Origin of the sequence: Peribacillus sp. Hz7 (assembly GCF_042136355.1) — a bacterium.
In the GTDB taxonomy this organism is placed as follows: Bacteria; Bacillota; Bacilli; order Bacillales; family DSM-1321; genus Peribacillus; species Peribacillus asahii_A.
Genome location: NZ_JBHHJV010000001.1, coordinates 477,319 through 503,595, shown reverse-complemented (window position 1 = coordinate 503,595; position 26,277 = coordinate 477,319). Strand labels below are relative to the sequence as shown.

At 38.8% G+C, this 26,277-nt stretch carries 24 protein-coding genes; all 24 read right to left on the bottom strand.

The features are described from left to right. Nucleotides 1–31: 31 nt before the first annotated feature. Entirely contained in the window at nucleotides 32–952 is a 921-nt protein-coding gene (gene truB / locus ACE199_RS02415; protein ID WP_252294331.1) for a tRNA pseudouridine(55) synthase TruB, read from the bottom strand. A gap of 124 nt (nucleotides 953–1,076) precedes the next feature. Next, on the bottom strand, nucleotides 1,077–1,445 hold the full coding sequence (gene rbfA / locus ACE199_RS02410; RefSeq protein WP_127759821.1) for a 30S ribosome-binding factor RbfA: 369 nt from the start codon (nucleotides 1,443–1,445) through the stop codon (nucleotides 1,077–1,079). 18 nt (nucleotides 1,446–1,463) lie between these two features. Then, entirely contained in the window at nucleotides 1,464–1,745 is a 282-nt protein-coding gene (locus ACE199_RS02405; RefSeq protein ID WP_375348421.1) for a DUF503 domain-containing protein, read from the bottom strand. Continuing rightward, nucleotides 1,742–3,889, bottom strand: a complete 2,148-nt coding sequence (gene infB, locus ACE199_RS02400) for a translation initiation factor IF-2 (RefSeq protein ID WP_375348420.1) — start codon at nucleotides 3,887–3,889, stop codon at nucleotides 1,742–1,744. Before infB ends, ACE199_RS02405 begins: the two co-directional genes overlap by 4 nt. Before the next feature lie 19 nt (nucleotides 3,890–3,908). Continuing rightward, the gene (locus tag ACE199_RS02395) at nucleotides 3,909–4,211 is read right to left on the bottom strand and encodes a YlxQ family RNA-binding protein (protein ID WP_127759819.1); all 303 of its coding nucleotides are present in this window, start codon (nucleotides 4,209–4,211) and stop codon (nucleotides 3,909–3,911) included. Between the two features lie 5 nt (nucleotides 4,212–4,216). Beyond that, a complete protein-coding gene (gene rnpM / locus ACE199_RS02390; RefSeq protein ID WP_164853160.1) occupies nucleotides 4,217–4,492 on the bottom strand; it encodes an RNase P modulator RnpM in 276 nt (91 codons plus the stop codon). A gap of 17 nt (nucleotides 4,493–4,509) precedes the next feature. Further along, nucleotides 4,510–5,637 (bottom strand): transcription termination factor NusA, encoded by a 1,128-nt coding sequence (nusA, locus tag ACE199_RS02385; protein WP_127759818.1) that lies wholly within the window; start codon nucleotides 5,635–5,637, stop codon nucleotides 4,510–4,512. Between the two features lie 41 nt (nucleotides 5,638–5,678). Continuing rightward, complete coding sequence (gene rimP, locus ACE199_RS02380) at nucleotides 5,679–6,149, bottom strand: ribosome maturation factor RimP (RefSeq protein ID WP_252294328.1); 471 nt, start codon at nucleotides 6,147–6,149, stop codon at nucleotides 5,679–5,681. A gap of 191 nt (nucleotides 6,150–6,340) precedes the next feature. Beyond that, the gene (locus tag ACE199_RS02375; RefSeq protein WP_375348419.1) at nucleotides 6,341–10,657 is read right to left on the bottom strand and encodes a PolC-type DNA polymerase III; all 4,317 of its coding nucleotides are present in this window, start codon (nucleotides 10,655–10,657) and stop codon (nucleotides 6,341–6,343) included. 148 nt (nucleotides 10,658–10,805) lie between these two features. Continuing rightward, the gene (locus tag ACE199_RS02370; RefSeq protein ID WP_375348418.1) at nucleotides 10,806–12,506 is read right to left on the bottom strand and encodes a proline--tRNA ligase; all 1,701 of its coding nucleotides are present in this window, start codon (nucleotides 12,504–12,506) and stop codon (nucleotides 10,806–10,808) included. A gap of 514 nt (nucleotides 12,507–13,020) precedes the next feature. Continuing rightward, nucleotides 13,021–14,292 carry an RIP metalloprotease RseP gene (gene rseP, locus ACE199_RS02365; RefSeq protein ID WP_375348416.1) on the bottom strand — a complete coding sequence of 424 codons (1,272 nt, stop codon included), beginning with the start codon at nucleotides 14,290–14,292 and terminating at the stop codon, nucleotides 13,021–13,023. Nucleotides 14,293–14,298: 6 nt separating this feature from the next. Continuing rightward, nucleotides 14,299–15,459 (bottom strand): 1-deoxy-D-xylulose-5-phosphate reductoisomerase, encoded by a 1,161-nt coding sequence (dxr, locus tag ACE199_RS02360; RefSeq protein WP_252294320.1) that lies wholly within the window; start codon nucleotides 15,457–15,459, stop codon nucleotides 14,299–14,301. A gap of 51 nt (nucleotides 15,460–15,510) precedes the next feature. Then, nucleotides 15,511–16,299, bottom strand: coding sequence for a phosphatidate cytidylyltransferase (locus tag ACE199_RS02355; protein WP_127759811.1), 789 nt, complete (start codon nucleotides 16,297–16,299; stop codon nucleotides 15,511–15,513). Between the two features lie 26 nt (nucleotides 16,300–16,325). Continuing rightward, nucleotides 16,326–17,099: an undecaprenyl pyrophosphate synthase gene (locus ACE199_RS02350; RefSeq protein WP_375348415.1), complete on the bottom strand. Its 774-nt coding sequence runs from the start codon at nucleotides 17,097–17,099 to the stop codon at nucleotides 16,326–16,328. Nucleotides 17,100–17,475: 376 nt separating this feature from the next. Next, nucleotides 17,476–18,033: a ribosome recycling factor gene (gene frr, locus ACE199_RS02345; RefSeq protein WP_127759809.1), complete on the bottom strand. Its 558-nt coding sequence runs from the start codon at nucleotides 18,031–18,033 to the stop codon at nucleotides 17,476–17,478. 1 nt (nucleotide 18,034) lies between these two features. Further along, on the bottom strand, nucleotides 18,035–18,757 hold the full coding sequence (gene pyrH / locus ACE199_RS02340) for a UMP kinase (RefSeq protein ID WP_119116535.1): 723 nt from the start codon (nucleotides 18,755–18,757) through the stop codon (nucleotides 18,035–18,037). Between the two features lie 159 nt (nucleotides 18,758–18,916). Further along, nucleotides 18,917–19,801, bottom strand: coding sequence for a translation elongation factor Ts (gene tsf, locus ACE199_RS02335; RefSeq protein WP_127759808.1), 885 nt, complete (start codon nucleotides 19,799–19,801; stop codon nucleotides 18,917–18,919). 143 nt (nucleotides 19,802–19,944) lie between these two features. Continuing rightward, entirely contained in the window at nucleotides 19,945–20,664 is a 720-nt protein-coding gene (gene rpsB, locus ACE199_RS02330; protein ID WP_252290081.1) for a 30S ribosomal protein S2, read from the bottom strand. Between the two features lie 158 nt (nucleotides 20,665–20,822). Further along, entirely contained in the window at nucleotides 20,823–21,461 is a 639-nt protein-coding gene (locus ACE199_RS02325; protein ID WP_375348413.1) for a hypothetical protein, read from the bottom strand. A gap of 112 nt (nucleotides 21,462–21,573) precedes the next feature. Next, nucleotides 21,574–22,344, bottom strand: a complete 771-nt coding sequence (locus tag ACE199_RS02320; protein ID WP_375348412.1) for a FliA/WhiG family RNA polymerase sigma factor — start codon at nucleotides 22,342–22,344, stop codon at nucleotides 21,574–21,576. Between the two features lie 108 nt (nucleotides 22,345–22,452). Beyond that, nucleotides 22,453–22,956 (bottom strand): chemotaxis protein CheD, encoded by a 504-nt coding sequence (locus ACE199_RS02315; protein WP_252294313.1) that lies wholly within the window; start codon nucleotides 22,954–22,956, stop codon nucleotides 22,453–22,455. After that, nucleotides 22,949–23,590: a chemotaxis protein CheC gene (locus ACE199_RS02310; RefSeq protein ID WP_252294311.1), complete on the bottom strand. Its 642-nt coding sequence runs from the start codon at nucleotides 23,588–23,590 to the stop codon at nucleotides 22,949–22,951. Before ACE199_RS02310 ends, ACE199_RS02315 begins: the two co-directional genes overlap by 8 nt. Before the next feature lie 3 nt (nucleotides 23,591–23,593). Continuing rightward, complete coding sequence (locus tag ACE199_RS02305; RefSeq protein WP_375348411.1) at nucleotides 23,594–24,067, bottom strand: chemotaxis protein CheW; 474 nt, start codon at nucleotides 24,065–24,067, stop codon at nucleotides 23,594–23,596. Between the two features lie 177 nt (nucleotides 24,068–24,244). Further along, nucleotides 24,245–26,266 carry a chemotaxis protein CheW gene (locus ACE199_RS02300; RefSeq protein ID WP_375348410.1) on the bottom strand — a complete coding sequence of 674 codons (2,022 nt, stop codon included), beginning with the start codon at nucleotides 26,264–26,266 and terminating at the stop codon, nucleotides 24,245–24,247. Nucleotides 26,267–26,277: the final 11 nt, after the last annotated feature.

Below are 26,277 nucleotides of genomic sequence, written 5' to 3'. Positions count from 1 at the left end.
TTCAATCTCCTCTTTCCAACGGCAGAACGGTCTATAATTCTAGTGCCAAAACTTTAATAGGTTTAATGAGCTTTTCTTTTGTTGGATGAACCTGATAAATAGCTAGTGCCCTTCCATTTTGATCCATCATGACAAAAGGTTCACCCTTTTCTATAGCTAATTCTTCTGGCTGAGCTAACACAGCTCCATTTAATACTTTCTTTGATACTTTATCATTAATCTGAAATTTCGGCAAATGAAACAAACCTTGTTCAAGTGGTCGTAAAAACGCAGCTGATTGCCCCAATTCCATCAATTCTTGAATTTGCTCTAACGTTTTGCACTCTTCAAGTGTAAAGCCTGCTGACTCAATTCTGATTAAATCCGACATATGGGCCGGATACCCTAATCTCTCGCCAATCATGACAGCCAGTGTACGAATATACGTCCCTTTAGAGCATCTTACTCGGAAACGAAAAGAAATTGTCTCACCGATAAATTCTTTTCGATCGTCTAAAAGCTCCAGCTCATAAATCGTTACATTTCTTGTTGGACGTTCTACTTCAATACCAGCGCGCGCATATTCATAAAGTTTTTTGCCGTTTACTTTTACAGCAGAAAACATTGGCGGCGTTTGTTGAATCACTCCGGTTAAAGATTGTAACACCTCCAAAATTTGCTCGCGAGTAAAAGTTTCCGTCACTGTTTTTTCAGTAACTCGGTCTCCGCTCGCATCTTCAGTTGTTGTTGAAAAGCCTAACGTAACTTCTCCTTCATAGGCCTTGCCTGCTTCCGTTAAGTATTCAGCCACCTTCGTCGCACGACCAATACAAATTGGGAGTACTCCTGTTACATCTGGGTCGAGTGTTCCGGTATGCCCAACCTTCTTCGTTTTCAAAATTTTTCTTAGTTTAAATACACAATCATGAGAAGTCAGCCCTTTTGGCTTGAACAATGGCAAAATCCCATCCATCTTTTCTGTCACCTCTTTTTTCCGTAATCTATGTTGAACCATTTTGTTATTGTTTTTCAGTAACACTGTTATTAAAAAAAGCCGACTCCATCATGCATGAGTCGGCCTCGATTTCAACACTTGATTATTCCTCATCCCTTACAGCGGGTTTATTCTCGGCATTGATTTGCGAAATCAATGTTTCAATTCGATTTCCATAATCAATGGATTCATCGAATTCAAAGAACAACTCCGGTGTTTTGCGTAAACGAATTCTTTGACCTACTTCGGAACGCATAAATCCTTTTGCTTTTTCCAAGCCTTTAAGCGTATCTTCCCTTTGCTTTGCATCACCTAGCACGGAAATATACACCGTTGCTTGTTGAAGATCGCCTGTAACAGCTACATCAGTCACTGTGACAAAACCAACTCTTGGGTCTTTCAATTTGCGACCGATAATATCACTTAGCTCTTTCTTCATTTGTTCACCGATACGATTTGAACGAAGACTCATTCTATTCACCTCGCTAGCTTAAAGCCATTCTATATCTGTTATTGTGCGCTCGATTTCAGGAAATGAATCAAGAAACTGAAGCGCATTTTGCAATTCTCGTTCCGTAGCCTTTCTAGAAGACGATACGGTAACAATTGCCAGCTTCGTTCGTTGCCATAAATCTTGATAGTCCGTTTCAGAAACAGAAATATTATATTTCTGTTTCAAGCGTGACATCACCCTTTGAAGGACCGCTCTTTTTTCTTTCAAAGAATGCGCATCATAAATGATACATTCACAAAGGACTGCACCAACGATCATTTACGTTCAATCTCTTCCATCACGTATGCTTCAATGATATCGCCTTCTTTAATGTCATTGTAGTTTTTAATCGTGATTCCACATTCATAGTTTGTTGCGACTTCTTTAACGTCGTCTTTAAAACGTTTTAGTGCATCGATTTCGCCTTCGAAGACAACAACACCTTCACGAATTAAGCGCACACCGCTATCGCGAGTAATTTTTCCTTCGATAACGTACGAACCAGCGATTGTACCAATTTTCGATACTTTAAATGTCGTACGTACCTCCGCTTGACCGATAATTTTTTCTTCAAATTCAGGATCAAGCATCCCTTTCATCGCTGATTCGATTTCTTCGATTACTTTATAAATAATACGGTGCAGACGAACATCTACATTTTCTGATTCTGCTGCACGTTTTGCATTTACATCCGGACGTACGTTAAAACCAATTACGATAGCATTTGAAGCTGTCGCTAAAATAATATCAGATTCCGTAATTGCTCCAACACCAGAGTGAATGATTTTCACTTTTGCGCCCTCTACTTCAATTTTTTGAAGAGATGCTGCTAATGCTTCTGCAGAACCTTGTACGTCTGCTTTCAAAATAATATTTAATTCCTTAATGTCGCCTTGTTTCATTTGTTCAAATAATGTGTCTAGCGTTACGCGAGATCCTTCATTACGTTGTGAAACAAGCTGTCTTTGCGCACGAGTTTCCCCAACTTGACGAGCTGTTTTTTCATCTTCAAAGACGATAAAACGATCACCAGCTTGCGGTACTTCGTTTAACCCTGTAATTTCAACAGGTGTTGATGGACCTGCTTCTTTTACACGTCGACCAAGATCATTTACCATCGCACGAACACGACCAAATGTGTTCCCGACAACGATTGGATCTCCGATTTTTAATGTTCCATTTTGAACAAGAAGAGTCGCTACAGATCCACGCCCTTTATCAAGTTGCGCCTCGATAACTGTTCCGTTTGCTCTGCGAGTTGGATTTGCTTTATATTCTTCTACTTCACTTACTAACAGAATCATTTCAAGCAAACTGTCGATTCCATCGCCTTGTTTCGCAGAAATTGGTACGAAAATCGTATCGCCGCCCCAATCTTCAGGCACTAAACCGTGCTCGGTTAATTCTTGCATAACACGGTCAGGATTTGCAGCTGGTTTATCCATTTTGTTCACAGCCACGATAATTGGTACTTCCGCTGCTTTCGCATGGCTAATCGCTTCAACCGTTTGCGGCATAACACCATCATCTGCTGCTACAACAATAATTGTAATATCCGTAACTTGAGCACCACGTGCACGCATCGTTGTAAAAGCTGCGTGACCAGGTGTATCAAGGAACGTAATTTTCTTATCGTTTACGTTAACTTGATAAGCACCGATATGCTGCGTGATTCCACCCGCTTCGCCTTCTGTTACTTTTGTTTTACGAATCGAATCAAGCAATGTTGTTTTACCGTGGTCAACATGTCCCATGATTGTAACAACCGCTGGACGCTCTTGTAAATCTGCTTCCTCATCCTCTGTTACTAGTGACTCAAGATCTGTTAAATCCACACGAATTTCTTCTTCTACTTCAACACCGTATTCCGCTGCAATTAATTCGATTGCATCTTTATCCAATGTTTGGTTGATTGTTGCCATAACGCCAAGCATAAATAATTTTTTAATAATTTCAGATGGTTCGCGATGAAGTTTTTTCGCAAGCTCCTGTACCGTCAATGACTCATAAAACGTAATTTTAGATGGAAGCTCTTTTTCCTTACGCTTTGGAGCCGGCGCTTGTTGTGTTTGCTGCGGTCTTTGTTTATTTTTGTTTCGATTGTTTTTCCCTTTATTATTAAACTGTCCTTGACCAGGTTTTTTCGCTCCAGGCCCAGCAACAGGTTTTTTCTTTACTTTTTCTTTATTCACTGTGCTTTTCGCATCAGCTTCTGCTTCATACTGTTCAACAGTTGAGCTTGTTTTTGGTACTTCTTGTTCTTGTTTTGGTTGTAATGATTCATTTAATTTTTGTACAGTAGAATCGTCTAATGCTGTCATATGATTTGTTACCTCTATATTCATTTCTTTAAGTTTTTCAATAATATCCTTGCTTGAAACATTTTTTTGCTTTGCATATTCATGTACACGCACTTTAGTCATACGTTCACCCCCGTAAAATTTAATCGAGCAGCGTTCGGAGTTTTTGTGCAAAACCTTCATCCAGTACCGCGACGACAACTCTCGCTTCTTTGCCAATCGCTTGACCAAGCAAAGACCTGTTCTCGACTCTTTTTAAAGGAACCTGATAATATGCGCACTTATCAGATATTTTTTTTTCTGTATTTTTAGAAGCATCACTTGCCAAAAGGACAAGCTTTGCTTTTCCGCTTCTAACCTCTTTGACGACTAATTCCTCACCAGAAATTAGTTTACGCGCTCGATTGGCCAAACCTAATAGAGACATCCATTGTTGTTGAGTCATGATGGTTAGTGTTTCTCCTTATCCACTAGTTCAAGCAATTGTTCATATAAAGAAGGATCAATTTGAACGCTGAATTGGTTAGCTAAGACGTTCTTCTTCTTAGCTAACTCAATAACATCACGATCAAGTGTTAAATAAGCACCACGACCTGATTGCTTACCAGTCAAATCAATACTTACTTCTCCTTCTTTTGAGCGAACGATTCGAATAAGCTCTTTTTTCGGCTTCATTTCGCCAGTTGCCACACATTTACGCATAGGAATTTTTTTTCGGGCTTTCAAATTCGCTCACCCCTTACTTACTCATTATCCTCAATAAAATCTTCTTCATCTTCCACATAGCTATCTCGGTTTAACAAAAATTCTTGCTCCTCAACCGGATAAATGCCAGCTTCGCGCGCTTCTGTTTCACTCTTAATATCGATTTTCCAGCCAGTTAGCTTTGCTGCTAAACGAGCATTTTGACCGCGTTTACCAATCGCAAGCGATAATTGATAGTCTGGTACAATAACCGTTGTCGCCTTCTCTTCTTCATTGACAATAACCTCAAGTACTTTAGAAGGACTTAACGCATTGGCAACGAAAACAACCGGATCTTCTGACCATTTAACAATATCAATTTTTTCACCTTTTAGTTCATTGACAATCGCTTGAACGCGTTGTCCCTTTTGACCAACACATGAACCAACTGGATCAACTTCTTCATTATCAGCATGCACAGAGATTTTCGAACGATCCCCCGCTTCACGAGCCACTGATTTAATTTCTACTGTTCCGTCAAAGATTTCAGGAACTTCGATTTCAAACAAGCGCTTTAACAGACCTGGGTGTGAACGTGATACAAAGATTTGCGGTCCTTTTGATGTTTTTTCTACTTTTGTAATAAATACTTTAATGCGGTCGTGCGGCTTATACTGTTCGTTTGGCATTTGCTCATTGACCGGAAGCAACGCCTCAATCTTCCCAAGACTCACATAAATAAAACGAGAATCTTGACGCTGTACAATTCCCGTCATAATATCTTCTTCTCTATCAATAAACTCTGAATAGATGATGCCGCGTTCTGCTTCACGTACTCTTTGTGTTACAACTTGCTTCGCTGTTTGAGCCGCAATACGTCCGAAGTCTTTCGGTGTAACTTCCATCTCTACTACATCTTCAAGTTGGTAATTCGGATTGATTTTTTTTGCTTCTTCTAAGGAAATTTCAAGGCGTGAATCAAATACTTCATCCACTACGTCTTTACGCGCAAACACACGCATTGTTCCTTTTCCAAGATTTAAATCAATTCGCACATTTTGTGCCTGATTGAAATTGCGACGATATGCTGAAATCAGCGCTGCCTCAATAGCTTCAAGTAATACCTCTCTTGAGATTCCTTTTTCTTTTTCTAAAATATAGAGAGCATCCAATAACTCACTGCTCATGGTTGGTCCCCCTTACGGATTTTAATAATAAAATATACATATTAAGAGAAGCTAATGGCTAATCTTGCTTTGGCTACTTTGTCATACGGAATGACAACCGTTTTCTTTCTTGTCTTAATCTTGATCTCTAGCGTAACTTCTTGACCGTCAAACGCAGTAAGCGTGCCCTCAAATTCTTTTTCATTTAAAATAGGTTCGTATGTTTTTATGTACACATTTTTACCGATTGCTTTTTGAAAATCTTTGTCTTTTTTCAAAGGTCTTTCAGCACCCGGTGATGAAACTTCGAGAAAATAATTTTGTGGAATAGGATCAACCTCATCAAGCTTTTCACTTAATTTTTCACTGACAGTTCCACAATCCTCAATATCTACGCCTGTTTCTTTATCAATGTAGACACGAAGGAACCAGCTTCCTTCCTTAACATACTCTACTTCGACTAATTCAAGTTGTAAATCCTCAAGAATTGGTGTGACAAGTTCTTCTACTACTTCGGTTACCTTTTTACTCAATTTGTTTCCTCCAAACATGTGGCTTACGCGCTTGGTAATGGATTATTCCAATAATGGGTCAATACAAACACGAAAGAGTGGGTTTCCCCACTCTTTCCATTGGTTCCTCTTAGTATTTCCACTAAAAATATACCACAATTCAGTAATTTATGCAAATTAACAAGTTTTTTAAAGCCTCTTATCAAGCTGTATCAAAACAATGATAACTGATTTTGGTCAGGCAGCGATTCTAAACAACCTTGTTTATCAAGATATTCAAGAATCGTTTTTGAAACTTTCCCTCGTTGTTGCAAATCTTCTTTTGAAAGGAATTCCCCTTCCTCACGAGCACGCACAATATTGATTGCCGCATTCGTCCCAAGACCTGGAATCGAGTTGAATGGCGGAATTAATGAATTGCCTTCAATAATAAATTCATCCGCACTCGATTTATATAAATCTACTTTAGCAAATGAAAAACCACGCTCACACATTTCGAGTGCTAATTCTAACACCGTCAACGTATTTTTTTCTTTTGTGGATGCATCCAGCCCTTTGTCGTTAATTTCTTCAATTTTTGAACGAATGGCTTGCGAACCACGTGTCATCGCTTCAATTTCAAAATCCTCAGCTCGAACCGTGAAATACGCAGCATAATAAAGCAGAGGCAAATGGACTTTAAAATAAGCAATCCGGACCGCCATTAATACATACGCCGCAGCATGGGCTTTAGGGAACATATACTTGATTTTTTTACAAGAATCAATATACCATTCCGGGACTTCGTTCTTACGCATTTCGGCTTCAAATTCCTCTGATAGCCCTTTCCCTTTCCTTACTGATTCCATAATTTTAAACGCAAGTGATGGGTCTAAGCCTTGATAAATTAAATACACCATAATATCATCACGACAACCAATTACTTCGCTTAGCGTACACGTTTTATTATGAATCAAGTCTTGCGCGTTGCCGAGATATACGTCTGTACCGTGCGACAATCCAGAGATTTGTACAAGTTCTGAGAAAGTCGTCGGCTTCGTATCTTCTAACATTTGACGCACGAACCTTGTTCCAAATTCCGGAATACCAAGCGTTCCTGTTTTACACATAATCTGTTCTTCTGTCACGCCTAATGACTCTGGACTACTGAAAATTTTCATTACAACCGGATCATCGGTTGGAATCGTTTTGGGGTCGATACCGCTTAAGTCTTGCAGCATCCGAATGACGGTCGGATCATCGTGCCCGAGTATATCGAGCTTCAGAATATTATCATGAATCGAATGGAAATCAAAATGCGTTGTTTTCCATTCAGAATTTCGATCATCAGCTGGGAATTGAATCGGCGTGAAATCGTAAATATCCATATAATCTGGAACAACGATGATTCCCCCTGGATGCTGGCCTGTCGTTCGTTTTACGCCGGTACAGCCGGAAACAAGACGATCTACTTCCGCACCTCGATAATGGAAATTATGATCTGCTGCATACCCTTTCACATATCCATAAGCCGTTTTCTCTGCTACCGTACCAATCGTTCCAGCACGATAGACATATTCCTCACCGAACAGTACTTTCGTATAGTTATGAGCACGCGGCTGATATTCACCGCTGAAATTCAAATCAATATCCGGAACCTTATCCCCTTTAAAGCCAAGGAATGTTTCAAACGGAATATCATGTCCATCTTTTTTATATCGCGTGCCGCACGCTGGGCAATCTTTATCTGGTAAGTCAAAGCCCGAACCGACTGAACCATCATCAAAGAACTCTGATTTTTTACAATTTGGACACACATAATGCGGCGGCAATGGATTCACTTCTGTAATTTCTGTCATTGTCGCAACAAACGATGAACCAACGGAACCACGCGAACCAACTAAGTATCCATCATCGAGTGATTTTTTCACCAATTTATGCGAAATTAAATAAATAACCGCAAAGCCGTGTCCGATAATACTTTTTAATTCTTTTTCAAGTCGTGCCTCTACGATTTCAGGCAAATCTTCACCGTAAATCTTCTTCGCCATGCCATAACTCATCTCGCGCATTTCTTCATCAGCGCCTTCAATTTTTGGCGTATACAAATCATCTTTAATCGGCTTCACTTCTTCAATCATATCAGCAATTTGATTCGTATTTGTCACAACAATTTCTTTTGCCTTCTCTTTACCTAAAAACTGAAATGCTTTAAGCATTTCATCTGTCGTACGAAAATGAACATCTGGAAGTTTATGGCGATTCAATGGATTTGCTCCACCTTGTGAACCAATTAATATTTTGCGATAAATTTTATCATTTGGATTTAAGTAATGAACATTTCCTGTTGCAACAACGGGCTTATTTAGTTTTTCTCCCAGCTTCACAATATTAGAAATAATCGCCTCAAGTGATTTTTCATCACGTACATACTCCATCTCTAGTAAATGCTGATATACTTCCTTAGGATGTACTTCCAAATAATCGTAAAACTCGGCGAGCTCCTCAACTTCCTCAAAACCTTTTTGCATCATCCCTTCAAATACTTCACCTTTATCACAGCCGGATCCGACTAAAATACCTTCGCGATACTTTCGTAACTGCGAACGAGGAATACGCGGCACACGATAAAAATAATTTACATGCGCAAGGGAAATCAGCTTAAATAAGTTTTTCAAACCATCTTGTGTTTGAGCAAACAATGTACAATGATATGGGCGTGAACGTTGATAAGCATTCCCTTTTCCCATATTATCGTTGAACTGCTGATGATGAGTGATTCCTTTTTCAGCTGCATCTTTGAGCATTTTTAACAATAAATACCCTGTTGCCTCAGCATCATAAATCGCACGATGATGCTGGGTTAATTCGATATCAAACTTTTTACATAACGTATTCAAACGATGATTTTTAAATTCGGGATATAAAAAGCGACCAAGTTCCAGCGTATCAATAACTGGGTTACTCGCCTTCGGGTGTCCCATTTGTTTGTAACCAATATTTAAAAATCCCATATCAAAAGAGGCATTGTGCGCAACTAAAATACTATCGCCTGTCCACTCACGAAACTTTTCTAACACCTCTGGAACGTCAGGAGCATTTTCGACTAAATCATCGGTAATCCCCGTCAGTTCAATTGTCGTTGCTGATAACGGGTGATGCGGGTTTGCAAAGGATTCAAATCGATCAATAATTTCTCCTTCTTTAATTTTGACTGCTGCAAGTTCAATAATCGTGTCATAAACAGCGGAAAGCCCCGTCGTCTCTACGTCAAACACAACATACGTATCATCAGCTAACACTCGATTGGCTTCGTTATATGCAATCGGCACACCATCATCAACCAGGTTTGCTTCAACACCGTATAAAATTTTTATCCCATTCTTTTTGCCGGCACTATACGCTTCTGGGAAGGACTGAGCAACTGCATGGTCCGTAATAGCCACCGCCTTATGGCCCCACTTCGCTGCTTGAGCAACAAGTGCGGAAGTCGGAGTAACGGCATCCATTTGACTCATCGGTGTGTGCAAATGAAGCTCTACTCGTTTTTCTCCTTCTGGAGCTGTATCTTGGCGACCTATTTTCGAAATTTCATTAATATCATTGGCAATCATTACAAGGTCACGAACGAATGTATCGTTCTGAATGCTTCCTTGAGCACGTACCCACATTCCTTTTTTTACACGAGAAAGCATAACCGCATCTTCTTTATCGCGCGAAAACACTTTAACAAGGATAGAACTTGTATAGTCCGTCACTTTAAACGTCAACAAACTACGACCACTGCGAAGCTCCTTCACTTCAGCATCAAACACAAATCCTTCAATCGCAATTCGGCGTTCTTCGTCAATAATTTCCTCAATGCGACGGAAATCTGCATCTTCCTTAATCGTATAACCGATTTTAACAGGTCCTTCATACACACTGTCATCCACTGCTTGTTCTGATGCTTTCTTCTGCATTTCAACGAGTGCAGCAAATGCTTTGGCTTCATCTTCTTTTTGTTTCTCTTCAAGAAACTGTTGATAATCTTCTCCGCTCTCTTCAGGCAGAACTTCTGCATCCAATGATAGCGTCGGAAAACCGTAAGATTGATAAATATCTGAAATAAAACGCGAATATTTTTGCTTCAATTGTCCCGCTTCTGCCGCATTGCGGGCATTCACCATAAGACGATGACCAACAACCTTTGGCTCCTGTCCCTGTAAAAGAGATAATAATGCAGGAGACATGCCCTCAAGCTCCCCTAAACACTGCCTCCAGTAGTCCTTAACTAATTCTTCACTCATCTGTGGATTTACAACGTTAAGTGAAAAGGATACATTGGCAATCTGAGCAAAAGTACTCGTTAACTGTGTTCGAAGGCGCATATGCACGCTAGATGGTATTAGTTGTTGAAGCTTAAACAGAAAATGCCACGTTTTCGATTGTCGCTCAATCGATAACTTTTCAATTTCAGCCCCATTAAAAAATTGAACGAACGCATCGTCCGTTAAACCTAGTTGCTGGAGCAAGAGTTGAAATCTTTCTCGACCGCTATTTTGATCCATTCTCTCTCTCCTTATCTTAAATTTTTCTTAGAAATCCTTTTTGAACAGAGGTTATTATACCATACTCGAACACATTGTATGGATTAGAAACAGACAAACAAAAGACACCATTCATATGAATGATGTCTTTCGTGTCTATATGATTACATTAACCTAATAGCTCTCTAATTTTCGCCGCTAATTCAGAGCGAGTAACTTCTACTACTTCGCCTGACTTACGAATTTTCACTTCCAAAATACCTTCTGCTGCTTTTTTACCAACCGTTACACGAATTGGAAGTCCAATTAAATCAGAGTCAGCAAATTTTACACCAGCACGTTCTTGACGGTCGTCCATTAATACATCAAAACCTGCAGCTTTTAGTTCGCTATATAACTCTTCTCCAACAGTCGCTTGTGTTTCATCTTTCATATTCACTGGGATTAAATGAACTTGATACGGAGCAATATTTCCCGGCCAAACTAAGCCTTTCTCGTCGTTAAATTGTTCCGCAATCGCGGCAACCGTTCGAGATACTCCAATCCCGTAACAACCCATAATCATTGGTTGTGTACGTCCATTTTCATCAAGATATACAGCATTCATTGCTTCAGAGTATCGCGTACCAAGCTTAAAGACATGACCAACCTCAATTCCTTTGGCAAATTGAATGGTACCGTTTCCGTCTGGAGAAAGATCTCCTTCTTGAATAAAACGAAGGTCCACATAAGCCGTTACAGTAAAATCACGGCCTGGATTCACATTGATATAGTGATAATCTTCTTCGTTCGCACCTGTGACTCCATTAACAATTGTCTCCACAGCTGCATCCGCAATAACCTCTATACCATCGCTTACACCGATTGGACCAAGTGAACCAACTGCACAGCCAAGAACTTCTTTCGTAGCCTCTGGCTCAGCAAGCTCCACAACAGAAGCATTATAGTAATTTTTCAATTTAATATCATTAACTTCATGATCGCCGCGAACTAACACAACAACCTGTTTATCATCGACTTGGAACAGTAATGTTTTAATGCATTTGGCTGCGTCAGTATCTAAAAATGCCGATACTTCTTCAATCGATTTTTGTCCAGGTGTATGCACTTTCTCAAGCGCTGCTTCTGCTTCTTCAGATTTTTCATATTTCGTAATAACCGGCGCCATTTCTACATTGGCCGCATAATCAGAGCTATCTGAATAAGCAATCGTGTCTTCTCCAATGTCGGAAAGAACCATGAATTCATGAGTGTCTTTTCCTCCCATCGCACCTGAATCCGCAATAACTGCACGGAAATTTAATCCGCAGCGAGCGAATACATTCGAATACGCTTGATATAATCGGCTATATACTTCATCCAAGCTTTCTTGACTTGCATGGAAAGAATACGCATCTTTCATAATAAATTCACGGCCACGCAATAATCCAAAACGAGGACGTTTTTCATCACGGAATTTCGTTTGAATTTGATATAAAGTCAATGGTAAACGTTTATATGATTTTACTTCATCACGAATTAAGCTCGTAATGACTTCTTCATGTGTCGCTCCTAGTGCAAACTCACGATTATTTCGATCCTTTAAACGCATTAGCTCTGGCCCGTATGTATACCAACGACCAGACTCTTGCCAAAACTCAGCTTGTTGAAGAGCTGGCATTAATAGTTCAACTGCACCCGCATTATCCATTTCTTCACGAACAATCGCTTCTACTTTTTGTAATACTTTTTTCCCAAGCGGCATAAAGCTGTACACACCACTTGAATTTTGTCTCATATATCCTGCACGCAGTAACAACTGATGGCTCTTAATTTCGGCATCAGCAGGAACTTCTCTCAATGTAGGAATTAATGTCATACTTTGCTTCATCTTTGCACCTCTTCAAATACACATTTATACAAAACGAATATGGCGTTTTAAAGCCACCATTTATTTATGAAGGAATATATAGCAGAAGCATTTCCACTCACCCAATAAGATTGCAGCACTTATTAAGTTTAGCACAGCTCCACCTTTTTTCCTTCAACCAAACAAAGCGCTTCTTAAAATCGAGCGCTGAAAAGAAAACAGTTCTTATCATCAAATAAGATTATACCGTACGATTTAGGAGGAAAACAAACTATTTTTAGAAAAATACGACTTGTCGCTCCTAATGGAAAAGCCGATATCCATTCCTTATGCTTTACTTCTTTTAAGAAATTAAACTTTCTCTCCTACTTCACGATACGCCTCTCCCTGCTGAGGAAGGCGAAATAGCTGTAGTAAACTATTTTTTGATAAAACAATTAAGGGCCCATTTTGCTTGAAATCAAGGTTTCAGAAATCTTTCGGCCTAGTCATAACAACACAAAAAAATCAGCAGAAAATCTTCTGCTGATTTCATTCATTCTATGAAAAAGCGCTGAATATCATTCCATGTTACAACAATCATTAACAGCATCAATAAAGCAAAACCAATGACATGTACAAGCCCTTCTTTTTGACGATCAACTGGTTTTCCTCGTAAAAACTCTACTAGGAAGAATAAAAGTCGTCCACCGTCTAAAGCCGGCAATGGGAGAAGATTCATAATTCCAAGGTTAATACTAAGAAGTGCTGCCCATTTCATTAAAACAAATATTCCTTGTTGCGCCACTTCTTCTGTCGATTTATAAATGCCAACTGGACCAGACAAACTATCAATCGTAAAGCCGCCTGTTACAAGGTCACCAAGAATGATAAAAATTTGCTTTGTCCAAAAATATGTTTGTGTAAAGCCATATTGAATTGATTTTAAAATATCTTTTTCAACCGGCGGATACACACCAATAATACCAATCGTTTTACCTTCTCTTTCGATTTCTTTAGGCACAACCGGAACAGTTAATGTTTCACCATCACGAACGACAACAAATTCAATTTCTTTCCCAGGATTACTTTGAATATTTTCTTGCACATCTGTCCATGATGAAACTTCCGCCCCATTCACTGATTCAACGCGATCTCCTGTTTGCAAGCCTGATGTAAGGGCCGGTCCATCTTCCGTTAACTTACCAAGCTTAGCTTCATCCACTTCCACCCCTTGAAACAAGCCAATAATAAGGAAGATAAAAAACGCCAACACAAAGTTCATCATCGGCCCAGCAAAAATCGTCATAGCACGGTGACCAAGTGATTTAGAAGGAAATTGACGATCATATGGCGCAATTTGATTTTCTACTCCATTTTCTACAATAACAGCCTGAGGATGAATCGAAAATGATTTAAGTGTCTCTTCATCTCCCTCCTCAAATCCCGTTAAAAACAGTTTATGGTCAAGATCCACTCGTTCTACTTCCACTAAACGAATATCTGGGTATTTATCTTTATTATTTAAAATAATTTTTGTAACATTTTCTTCTTCATCCATTACTAATCCAACACGATAACCCGGCTTAAGGTCCACGTTATCCGCATCTTCACCAGCCATTCGAACATAGCCACCAAGCGGCAATAAACGAATAGTATATTGCGTTTCATTCTTTTTATACGTAAACACCTTTGGACCCATTCCAATGGCAAATTCACGACATAAAATACCAGCACGTTTAGCAAACACTAAATGCCCTAACTCATGAAAAAAAACAAGCGCTCCAAAGATAACGATAAACGCCAAAAGAGTTTCTACTGTTTGCAAAGCCCATCACCTCTTTTTCAATAATAATGTATGAATCAACTGTCTTGTTTCTTGATCGACTTCTTGAATCGTTGTTAAATCCGGATGAGCAATAACTTGATGACGATTCATCGCTTGTTCAATCAACATCTCAATATCTAAAAAGGATATTTGTCCAGCTAGAAAAACAGCTACAGCGGCTTCATTGGCTGCATTTAACACCGTTGGCATTGTGCCGCCCATTTTACCGGCGTCATAGGCATATCGCAAACAAGGATATCGATCAAAGTCCATTTCCGCAAAATGCAGCTTACTGAAATCGGCTAAATTTAATCGTTTTCTTCCAACAAGCGGCAATCGATCTGGATATGTGAGTGCATATTGAATTGGAACACGCATATCTGGTGTACCGAGCTGTGCCATGACACTTGAATCATGAAATTCAACCATCGAATGAATCACACTTTCCCGGTGCAATAGTACATCAATTTGTTCATATGGTAGATCAAATAGCCAATGCGCTTCAATGACTTCTAGCCCTTTATTCATCATCGATGCCGAATCGATTGTAATCTTGGCTCCCATTGACCAATTCGGATGATTCAGCGCTTCTTCTACTGTTACCCCAACTAACTGTTCACGCGTCCGATCGCGAAAGCTGCCGCCAGAGGCTGTAATGACAAGACGCTCAATATTCTTCTCCTGCTCCCCTTGCAATGCTTGAAAAATAGCTGAATGCTCGCTATCTACCGGAAGGAGCTGTACGCCGGCTTGTCTGACAGCATTCATAACAAGATGCCCTGCTGTCACCAGTGTTTCTTTATTAGCGAGAGCAATGTCTTTACCCGCCTCAATCGCTTGAAGTGTTGGACCAAGGCCCACGCTGCCAATTACAGCATTCACCAAAATAGAAGCCTTCTCATAAATTGCTACGGCGACAAGTCCTTCTTCTCCATACATGAAGGTCATGTGTTCATGACCAAATTCACTCTTTAACGTATCACAGTCTTCTTTTGTGTGTACAGATACAAGCTCTGGCTTAAATTCGTTTATGTATGTTCTTACTAAATCTATGTTTCTTCCCGCTGATAACGCAACTAAACTAAATTGTTCGGGATGATTTCGTACAACATCGATTGTTTGTTGTCCAATCGATCCTGTTGCCCCTAACAAACTAATATACTTCAATTCCCATTCCACTCCTAACGACTACTAGACACACGCTTATTTATATCTTTATTACCAAATATGAAATAAATGTAGAATTGGCAAAATAAATATTAAACTATCCATTCGGTCTAAAATTCCACCATGTCCTGGCAGCAGCTTCCCTGCATCCTTTACACCATAATGGCGCTTATAAGCGGATTGAACAAGATCGCCTAATTGACCAAATACAGAGATCATGAGACTCATTAACAACACTTTAACTAATGAATCCTCAAAAGATGTAAATAAATAAAAACCTATCCCAATAATGAGACCGAACACCAAACCGCCGAAAAATCCTTCAATCGTCTTATTCGGACTGATTTCCGGCCACAACTTCCTCTTACCAATCGCTTTACCGACAAAGTAAGCACCTGAGTCCGTTGCCCAAATCGTGAACAATGCATAGAAGATGTATACTAACTTAGCTTCACGCGTCACATACATAAAATAAAAACCGATGCCCACGTATACGATCGCTAATAATAAAAATCCAGCCTCATCAAATGTAAAGCGATTTTTCGACACAACAGAAAAAATTAAAAATAATAGCCCACCGATTAACATGATTTGAGTTTTATCATAGTCATTGTTTGTTAAAAAATTTGTATACTCTTGCGGCAATAATATAATCCACAATAATACATACGAGATAACTGACACAAAGGAAAGTTTGTGCAAATTCTTCATTCTTAATAATTCATATAATCCAATTGTAGCCATTGCATACACTAACAGCAAAAATGGCAACTTCCCAACAATCACAAGCGGAACAAAAATGGCCGCTGCAATGATTGCTGTAATTATTCGTTGCTTCATACCTCTATTAATCCTCACCTTCTAGATTACACGCCACCGTATCTCCGCGCACGCTTTTGATACACTTCAATCGCTTCAAGCAAATGTGTTTCATTAAAATCCGGCCATAATACTTCAGTAAACCATAGTTCCGTATAAGCCAACTGCCATAACATAAAATTACTCAAACGAATTTCACCACTTGTCCGAATTAATAAATCCGGATCTGGCAAAGTGCCTGTCATTAAATAACGAGAAAAGACATCCTCTGAAATGTCACCCTTTAATATACCCTTTTGTGCATCTTTTAAGACATTATTCACGCCCTTTACAATTTCAGCGCGGCTGCCATAATTTAAGGCAAAATTTAAAACTAAGCCATCGTTATCTTTCGTATCATCCATTGCCCTTTGAACCGCGCGCCGAGTATGGGCCGGAAGAGTAGTGAAATCACCAATCATCTCCACTCTTACATTTTCTCGAATCAACTCCGGCAAAAACGAACCTAGAAATTCTTCAGGCAATTTCATCAAGTACTCTACTTCGGTCTTTGGTCGTTTCCAATTCTCTGTAGAAAACGCATAAACGGTTAACGCACTAACCCCTAATTGATTAGCCATTCTCGTAATCTTCCGAACGACTTTCATTCCTTCATGATGACCAGCCACACGAGGAAGTGCTCTTTTTTTGGCCCAACGTCCGTTCCCATCCATAATGATTGCAATATGCTGAGGAACTCCAAACTCTCTTATACGCTGAATTCGATCTGTTAAATCGGAAGAAGCATTCTTCTTAACGAAACGCTTCCATATTGAATACATATTCTAGTCCCCCAATAAATACACTTTATAACCGCAACATCTAGATTATTATACTAAACAAAACGTTAATATGCGAAAAACATTCTTTTTAAAAAGCAAAAGAATTTACTTAATCATATCAAAAAAAGCAAAGAACTCCTATTATTATCATAAAAAAAGACTCATTCCCTAATTAAAAATAGACCCATTACCTCTATTCTTTTCACCCGAAATATGTAACTCCTTCAAATAAAAAGAGCCTTCTCCACCCTCATGTATGCAGCAACATTTCGTAAGATCATAAAAAAGGTTCTTAACCGCTGTTATTGCATAACATGTTTTATGGATTAGGCTCTTTTTCTCAATACACTTATCTAAGAATAAGCATTTACCTCGATTATACAGCTAAAATTTCTTGTTCTTTATCTTTCGTAATATCATCAATTTTGCTAATATGTTGATCCGTCATTTTTTGGATATCATCTGCATACCCACGTAAATCGTCTTCCGTAATTTCACCGTTTTTCTCAAGCTTTTTCAGGTCATCATTTCCATCGCGACGAATGTTACGAATAGCAATTTTCGCTTCTTCCGCTTCCTTCTTCACAACTTTTACAAGCTCTTTACGGCGCTCCTCTGTTAAGGCAGGAATAGCAATCCTAATTAATGAACCATCATTTGTAGGGTTTAATCCTAAATCTGATTTTAAAATCGCTTTTTCAATTTCACCCAAAATAGTTTTATCATACGGTTGAATAACTAAAAGCCTTGCTTCTGGAACTGAAATACCCGCCAATTGGTTAATTGGTGTCGGTGCACCATAATAATCAACGAAAACTTTGTCAAGTAAAGAAGCATTAGCACGGCCCGCACGGATTGTAGCTAATTCTCTTGTATATGCACTAATCGCTTTTTCCATTTTCGTTTTTGCATTTGAAATGACTTGTTTTGGCATCTTATTTCCCCCTTACGATTGTTCCTAAAGTTTCACCTAATACAGCGCGTTTAATATTACCTTTTTCCATGATTGAGAAGACAATTAATGGAATGTCGTTATCCATACAAAGCGATGATGCCGTTGAATCCATAACTTCTAAACCTTCTTTTAGCACATCTAAATAAGAAAGTTCATCATATTTCACAGCATTTGCATTTTTCACTGGGTCAGCATTGTAAACACCATCTACGTTATTCTTCGCCATTAAAATAACATCTGCCTCAATTTCAGCTGCTCTAAGTGCTGCCGTTGTATCAGTAGAGAAGTACGGATTTCCTGTACCTGCTGCAAAAATAACAACTCTTTTCTTTTCCAGATGACGAATCGCTTTTCTGCGAATATAAGGCTCGGCTACTTGTCTCATTTCAATAGACGTTTGGACGCGCGTTTCAATTCCAAGCTGCTCTAAACTATCTTGTAAAGCTAACGAATTCATAACTGTTGCCAGCATTCCCATATAGTCGGCATTCGCACGGTCCATGCCCATTTCACTTCCGATTTTTCCACGCCAAATATTACCGCCTCCAACAACAACGGCTACTTCTACGTCTAAATCCGCTACTTCTTTTACTTGCTCGGCAATAGACTTAATCACTTTAGGATTAATACCAAAGCCATCTTCACCGGCTAATGCTTCACCACTTAACTTTAAAACGACACGTTCATATTTCGCGTTACTCATAAGAACCTCCAACTATGTAATCTTCTTTTGAAAAGCACAACCGGCCCGATCAAAACCAGCCGCTTACGCCTAACATCACGAAAGCATAATCAGCTTAATCATGACGGTTCAAAAATAGGGAACACCATAGTGTCCCCTATTCAATCATTTTTGTTACAATTAGTCTTTTTTCACTTGCGCCATTACTTCTTCAGCGAAGTTATCTTCGCGTTTTTCAATCCCTTCGCCTACTTCGAAACGAATGAATGATTGAATTTTTCCGCCTTTTGATTCAACAAATTGACCTACTTTAACATCTGGATTTTTAACAAATGCTTGTTCATTTACACAGATTTCTTCGTAGAATTTGTTAATACGACCTTCTACCATTTTAGCAACGATTTTTTCTGGTTTACCTTCGTTAAGCGCTTGTTGTGTTAAAACTTCACGCTCACGTTCTAATTCGCTAGAATCCACTTGGTCGCGAGAAACATATTTAGGATTGATTGCTGCGATATGCATAGACACGTCTTTCGCTGCTTCTTCATCAGTTGTTCCTTCAAGAACAGAAAGTACAGAGATACGTCCACCCATGTGAAGGTATGCACCGAAAGCATCGCTATCTGTTTTTGTTACTACTTCGAAACGACGTAAAGATAATTTTTCTCCGATTGTAGCAATTGCAGCATTGATATGATCTGCAACTTTTGCACCATTTTCCATTGTTTGCTCAAGTGCTGCTTCAACAGATTCAGGATTATTAACAAGAATGTGATTTGCAAGCTCTTTTACAAGCGTTTGGAACCCTTCGTTTTTCGCAACGAAGTCTGTTTCAGAGTTCACTTCAAGGATTACTGCTTTGTTTCCTTCAACAAGGATAGAAGTTAATCCTTCCGCTGCAATACGATCACCTTTTTTCGCTGCTTTCGCAATTCCTTTTTCGCGTAGGAAATCAATCGCTTTTTCCATATCTCCATCTGTTTCTACAAGTGCCTTTTTGCAGTCCATCATACCAGCGCCTGTTTTTTCGCGCAATTCTTTAACTAACTGTGCAGTGATTGCCATATTATTACTCCTCCTCAGTACGGATACATTTTATTCAATTTGTTATTATTTTGCCAAAAACTACATAATTTTATGTAGGCGATAATTTTGCAAAAAAAAGGGATAAAAGGCATTATCCTCTTATCACCTTTTTTGTGGCTCAATTAAGCAGTTGTAGTTTCTGTTTCAATTGCTGTTTCTTCGCCTTGCTTAGCTTCTAAAATAGCATCTGCCATTTTACCTGTTAATAACTTAACAGCGCGAATCGCATCGTCATTCGCAGGAATAACTACATCGATTTCGTCTGGATCACAGTTTGTATCAACAATACCAACAAGTGGAATGTTTAATTTATGTGCTTCAGCTACAGCAATACGCTCTTTACGTGGGTCGATAACAAAGATTGCGTCTGGAATAGACTTCATTTCTTTAATACCGCCTAAGAATTTTTCTAAGCGATCCCACTCTTTTTTAAGTTGGATAACTTCTTTTTTAGGAAGTACGTCGAAAACGCCATCTGCTTCCATTTTTTCGATGTCTTTAAGACGTTTAATACGCTTTTGAATTGTTTCAAAGTTTGTTAAAGTTCCACCTAACCAGCGTTGGTTTACATAGAATTGACCTGAACGAATCGCTTCTTCTTTAACTGATTCTTGAGCTTGTTTTTTCGTACCTACGAAAAGAACAGTTCCTCCGTTAGCTGCGATTTCTTTAACGAAGTTGTAAGCTTCTTCAACCTTTTTCACTGTTTTTTGTAAGTCGATGATGTAAATTCCGTTACGCTCCGTGAAGATATATTTCTTCATTTTTGGGTTCCAACGGCGTGTTTGGTGCCCGAAGTGTACACCAGCTTCAAGCAATTGTTTCATTGAAATAACTGACATTATAATTTCCTCCTAAATGGTTTTGTTTTTCCTCCGCTTCGGTCATTTTCCTACAGAAACTGTTATGAACAGCACCATCTGTTTGAATCGCAAAGCGTGTGTATTAACACCATTTCATAATATAGCATACATGTAAAACACAATCAAGCACTATCTATTCATTTAAGTTGAAACTTTAGTAAAAGTTCAATTTCAGTTGTTCCTCGCTTTAAGGATTTTGCAATTTCTTCAACTGATAAACCTTGTTCTAAAAGCACAAGCGCCTGTTCATGAAGAGTTGGTTCTAAGGGGAGAGCCTGCCCATTTAGCGACGTTTGTAACGTATCAGAAAAGCTTGGATGCACACTTTCGTTCCGCTTATCCATCTCCTTCTCTTTCGATTCAGTTGATAGCTCTAAACGATCATTCTTAGGAATCGGCAAATCGAATTCTCTATCCTCTTGTTTAAGTGATGGATTTGTATAAGCAGCTACTGCTTTATGCTTTATCGTATGTACCGCTGCCTCCTCAGACTTTTCAATGACAACGGCAGGTGCCGCATGAGACAACTCTATTTGTTGTTCTTTGTTTCCCTTAGCTTCTGTCAATCCCTTTTGCATAAGCTTCTCTAGCAAAGCTTCGTTTTCTTCTTTCATTTCTATAATATAACCTGTCATTAACTCTTCCATTTCTGCAATAACAGCCTTTTGATTTTTTTCCGCTTGATAAAAACGATTTTGACGTACAAATAAAACAATAATGGCAAATATCGTAAAAATATTCAAAAGAAAGAGTATAAACATGAATAATACTGACATAGAATCCCTCTTAACCAGAATCGTCCATCGCTTGCCCTTGGTAAGGATAAGGCCGACTTTGTCCGGTAGTTTTTTCTCTTTTTCTTTTTATTTTGCTTTAAAAATGGTCCTATTACTCGTGCTTTACACCTTGCATCACATTGCGCAATTTATAAATGGACCTTGAATGAATTTGTGAAATTCTTGAGGTGGATAACCCCATTACTTGGCCGATTTCGGTTAAAGTGAGTTCTTCTTTATAAAAAAGTTGTAGAACAAGCTGCTCCTTCGCATTTAATGTTTCAATCATCCTAGATAATTCTACATACAATTCTTCTTGTAACAAATATTCTTCAGGAAGCCTTGCATGCTCATCTTTTATATGAAAACTAGCACTTTCTTTTTCTTCTTGATCCTGTGGGTGCTCATCTATAGACAACACATTAGCAAAGAAATTTTCATTTAATGCGGCATATACATCATCTTCTGAAATATTCAGCTCTGCAGCAACTTCTGCTGGCGTAACATTCCTCATTAGCTTTTGCTCTAGTTTTTCGATAGTCGCTTCAATTTTTTTTGATTTTTCCCTTGCACTGCGCGGAAGCCAGTCTTCTTTTCTTAAACCATCAAGAATGGCCCCTCGAACGCGAAAAGAAGCATATGTATCAAATTTAAAGTCTCGCTCTGGGTCAAAACGTTCTAACGCATCAAACAACCCCATCATCCCTAAACTTCTTATATCATCACGACTAACATTTTTTGGCAGATTGACAGAGATGCGCTGCACATGATAAGAAACAAGCGGAAGATATTTTTCCACTAATGTATTTCCCGCTTGTGGATCGCGACAGTCAATCCAATTTTTCCAACATAACTGCTCTTCTCCGATAGTCAGCTGAGACATGGGATTCCTCCTAACATCTTTTTAATATAAGGCCAGAGAAAGTTACTTTTTGAAGCTTTTTTCAACTAGCCCTTTACCTAATCCACTGAAAAGTGATTTAATCTATCATTATATATTTCTCATACCTTTATTAACGGTGCGAATAGTAAGTACACAAGTTTTGGGATTAAATTCAATCGTTCGTCCGCTATTCCCCCCGACATCTTCTGCTACAATTGGAATATTTAAATTAGCTAATCCCCTTCGAACAGCCTCTACATTTCTGGGCCCGATTCGCATCATATCTCCACCGGAGAAGAATTGAAACATTTGTGCACCGCCAGCCATTTTTGCTTTTAATACCGAAGCTCTCGCACCCTGTATTACAAGTCGATTGACTAACTCTTTAATCGCTGTGTCAGCAAACTTAGCCGTATTGATGCTGCCAGATTTAGCAAGAGATGAATCCGGTAGCATCACATGGGCTAGTCCAGCTAGTTCTTTCTTTTCATCATAAACAATAACGCCTACACATGAACCTAAACCTGATGTTCGTATCAATGATGGAGATTTAACAATATTCATATCCGCTATTCCAACTTTCACAATATGGGGATCTCTCAGCTCAACCATCTGTCGCCACTCCTAATGAGTTAAAAATAACTTCAAAAGAATCTGGATCAGGTAATAAAAAGAAATGTCCATTCATCGCACCTGATTCATCCCCTTCCTTCTCAAGAACCGTATCAATCACAATCGCATAATCACTTACTTGCGAAAGCTCCAATAACCCAAAGCTAATCGTTGCACCAACCATGTCAATCGTAAGCGATGGTACAGATGGATAGAGATGTAAATTAGTAAAGTCAGACAGCGAAGATAAATAAGAACCGGATAAAATATTTCCTAACTCCTGCAAACAAGACAATGACATTTCTGAGTGGGGGGACTCTGATTCAAAAACGAATGAATCATTCCCAATCATCCGTTGAATAAAATAAGTAGCAGCTGGCAGGGATAGAATAAAGAACATGCTTCCAGTCACATCCCCCTCAAGCCTTAAAAATACGCTCGCAACTACATTTTCCGGACCGCCTGCCAATTCCATCATTTGATCGAAAGAAACAATCCGTACATTAGGAACGCTCATCTCAATTTTTTGATTCAAGATTCCAGAAAGGGCGGTTGCTGCATGAGCTGCTCCAATATTCCCAATCTCTTTCAATACATCGAGATGCAAACTATTAATCTTCTCAATAAAAGACATGTTTTAGCCTTCTTTTCTCATAGATTCTTGAAGTGTATCTAATGAAAGGGTCTTCTCTAGGTTCACCAGGATTAATAACCGTTTATCAATTTTAGCAACACCGCTAATATACTCATCTATACGATGGCCAACCACTTCAGGCTGAGGTTCAATACTAGCAATAGGAATATCCATTACATCATTGGCTGAATCCACGATTAATCCCACTTCCATCCCCTCAATCACTACAATGATAATTCTTGTAGATTCGTTATAAACAACTTCATCAAAACCAAAACGAATTCTTAAATCAATGATTGGCGTAATCACACCTCGTAAATTAATGACACCTTTAATAAATGGCAATGTTTTAGGTACTCTCGTAATATGTAGGAGCTTTTCAATCCCTCTTACACGCTCAACTGGCAAGGCATATTCTTTGTCTTTAATTTGGAATACAATAATCTTCATCTCTTGCTCCGTGGACACTGCTGTCATGCTCTTCTCCTCCTTTTCTTCTAAACTTATGTATGTTTGAACAAAGCTCCATAGCAGGAAATAAAGTTCAACTAATCGGACCTTTACGGACAGTTATCCCCCATCTTCTTTGTTTCTTCATACAGCTTAAAGTTGAGGTCTTACTGCCCGTTAAGTGTGAGAGAAACCTTTTAAGCGTTAATTAATAAGCGCATTACAATCAATAATTAACGCAACTTGTCCATCCCCTAAAATCGTTGCTCCTGAAATCGCAAAAGCCGTGTTTAAATAATCTCCTAACGATTTTAAGACAACCTCAAGTTGGCCAATGAATGAATCTACGACTAAACCAGCCATCTTATCGCCTTTTCTAACAATAACAACCGATAAGAACTCGTCCTCTTTACCGAACTCAGGTACTTCAAAAATATCCTTCAAGAATAGAAGCGGAAGAACTTTTCCTCTAAAATCAATAACTTGCTGATTGTGCGCATTCATAATATCTTCTTTTTTAATAATGGCTGTCTCTATAATAGAAGAAAGTGGAATCGCATATTTTTCTTTTTGAATCTCAACAAGCATGACCGAAATAATGGAAAGTGTGAGCGGAAGCTGAATTAAAAAAACAGAACCTGCCCCTTCTTTAGAATCAATCGTCACATTTCCACCAAGAGACTCAATCGTATTTTTCACTACATCTAAACCAACACCGCGTCCAGATACATCAGAAATTTTTTCAGCAGTGGAGAAACCTGAAGCTAAAATTAATTCATACACTTGCTTATCTGTAAGAGTGGCTGCTGCTTCTTTTGAAAGAATTCCGTTTGCAATAGCTTTATTCAATACACGCTCTCTATTAATTCCTGCTCCATCATCTTCAATTTCGATGAAAACATGGTTTCCACTATGGTACGCTTTCAGAAGAATCTTCCCTTCCTCCGGCTTCCCATTTGCTAAACGCACTTCAGGTCTTTCAATTCCATGATCCATCGCATTTCTCAATAAATGCACGAGCGGGTCACCAATTTCATCAATGACCGTACGATCCAACTCTGTTTCAGCACCAACAATCTGTAAATCTACTTGTTTATTTAAATCACGTGCTAACTGACGAACCATTTTTGGAAACCGGTTAAAAACCGTTTCAACTGGGACCATTCGCATATTTAACACAATGGTTTGCAAGTCACTTGTCACACGTGACATTCTTTCTACAGTTTCATGAAGCTCTTGATTATCTAAATCACGCGAGATTTGGTCTAATCTGCCTCGGTCAATGACTAATTCCTCAAATAAATTCATTAAAATATCTAAGCGTTCAATATTTACCCGAATCGTTTTACTTGAATTGGATTTAACAGGCGCTTGCTTTTTCTCTTCTTTTTTCGTTTGTTCTGTTGCAACTGTTGTCACAACTGGCTCTTGTTCCTCTACAGGAACCGGCGTTCGCAAATGCTCGAAATCAATCGTATGTACTTGAACCCTATCTACTTCAGAAACTTTCATTACTTTCTTCTGAACATCCTCAACAGATTCCTTCGTTACAATTGTGACAGAAAAACTATGATCGAATTGTTCTTCCTCTAGCTGTTCAACCGGTGGATTTGATTTAATAACCTCACCGATTTTCTCTAATACTTCAAACACCATAAACACGCGCGCTGCTTTTAATAAACAATCTTCTCGTAAACTAATCTTTAATTCATAGCTATTAAAACCCTGATCCTGAGACTGCTGCAAAACCGTTAGTTCAAATTCATCGTATTCACTATTCATGATTTCCGGCTCAAGTACAGCACTTGCTGCCGCAACTTCACTAGCTGCTGTTGGGATAAGAGGTTCACCTTTTTCGATAAGAAGTAGTTTTTCCACAACATCCTTCACATCTCGCTTCCCTTCTCCACCTTCTGCAATGGAATAGACCATCGCTTCTAAATCATCAACAGCTAGAAATAATGTATCAAACGTTTCAGGCTGTAATGTAATCTGCTCATTGCGAATAGCATCTAATACATTTTCCATCTTATGTGTCAAATTAGCTAAGTCTTCATACCCCATTGTCGCAGACATCCCTTTTAATGTATGAGCTGCACGGAAAATATCGTTTACAATGGATAAATCATTTGGATTTTTTTCAAGCTCTAATAACTGCTCACTACACATTTGAAGATGTTCTTTACTTTCCTCAATAAATACTTCTAAATACTGATTCATATCCATAAACTCTGCAC

Coding starts and splice junctions, on each gene's coding strand:
- truB (WP_252294331.1), bottom strand. CDS start 952: ATGGATGGGATTTTGCCATTGTTCAAGCCAAAAGGGCTGACTTCTCAT.
- rbfA (WP_127759821.1), bottom strand. CDS start 1,445: ATGAGTCTTCGTTCAAATCGTATCGGTGAACAAATGAAGAAAGAGCTA.
- ACE199_RS02405 (WP_375348421.1), bottom strand. CDS start 1,745: ATGATCGTTGGTGCAGTCCTTTGTGAATGTATCATTTATGATGCGCAT.
- infB (WP_375348420.1), bottom strand. CDS start 3,889: ATGACTAAAGTGCGTGTACATGAATATGCAAAGCAAAAAAATGTTTCA.
- ACE199_RS02395 (WP_127759819.1), bottom strand. CDS start 4,211: ATGACTCAACAACAATGGATGTCTCTATTAGGTTTGGCCAATCGAGCG.
- nusA (WP_127759818.1), bottom strand. CDS start 5,637: ATGAGCAGTGAGTTATTGGATGCTCTCTATATTTTAGAAAAAGAAAAA.
- ACE199_RS02375 (WP_375348419.1), bottom strand. CDS start 10,657: ATGGATCAAAATAGCGGTCGAGAAAGATTTCAACTCTTGCTCCAGCAA.
- ACE199_RS02370 (WP_375348418.1), bottom strand. CDS start 12,506: ATGAAGCAAAGTATGACATTAATTCCTACATTGAGAGAAGTTCCTGCT.
- ACE199_RS02355 (WP_127759811.1), bottom strand. CDS start 16,299: ATGAAGCAACGAATAATTACAGCAATCATTGCAGCGGCCATTTTTGTT.
- ACE199_RS02350 (WP_375348415.1), bottom strand. CDS start 17,099: ATGTATTCAATATGGAAGCGTTTCGTTAAGAAGAATGCTTCTTCCGAT.
- frr (WP_127759809.1), bottom strand. CDS start 18,033: ATGCCAAAACAAGTCATTTCAAATGCAAAAACGAAAATGGAAAAAGCG.
- pyrH (WP_119116535.1), bottom strand. CDS start 18,757: ATGAGTAACGCGAAATATGAACGTGTCGTTTTAAAGTTAAGTGGTGAA.
- tsf (WP_127759808.1), bottom strand. CDS start 19,801: ATGGCAATCACTGCACAGTTAGTTAAAGAATTGCGCGAAAAAACAGGC.
- rpsB (WP_252290081.1), bottom strand. CDS start 20,664: ATGTCAGTTATTTCAATGAAACAATTGCTTGAAGCTGGTGTACACTTC.
- ACE199_RS02325 (WP_375348413.1), bottom strand. CDS start 21,461: ATGTCAGTATTATTCATGTTTATACTCTTTCTTTTGAATATTTTTACG.
- ACE199_RS02320 (WP_375348412.1), bottom strand. CDS start 22,344: ATGTCTCAGCTGACTATCGGAGAAGAGCAGTTATGTTGGAAAAATTGG.
- ACE199_RS02315 (WP_252294313.1), bottom strand. CDS start 22,956: ATGGTTGAGCTGAGAGATCCCCATATTGTGAAAGTTGGAATAGCGGAT.
- ACE199_RS02310 (WP_252294311.1), bottom strand. CDS start 23,590: ATGTCTTTTATTGAGAAGATTAATAGTTTGCATCTCGATGTATTGAAA.
- ACE199_RS02305 (WP_375348411.1), bottom strand. CDS start 24,067: ATGACAGCAGTGTCCACGGAGCAAGAGATGAAGATTATTGTATTCCAA.
- ACE199_RS02300 (WP_375348410.1), bottom strand. CDS start 26,266: ATGGATATGAATCAGTATTTAGAAGTATTTATTGAGGAAAGTAAAGAA.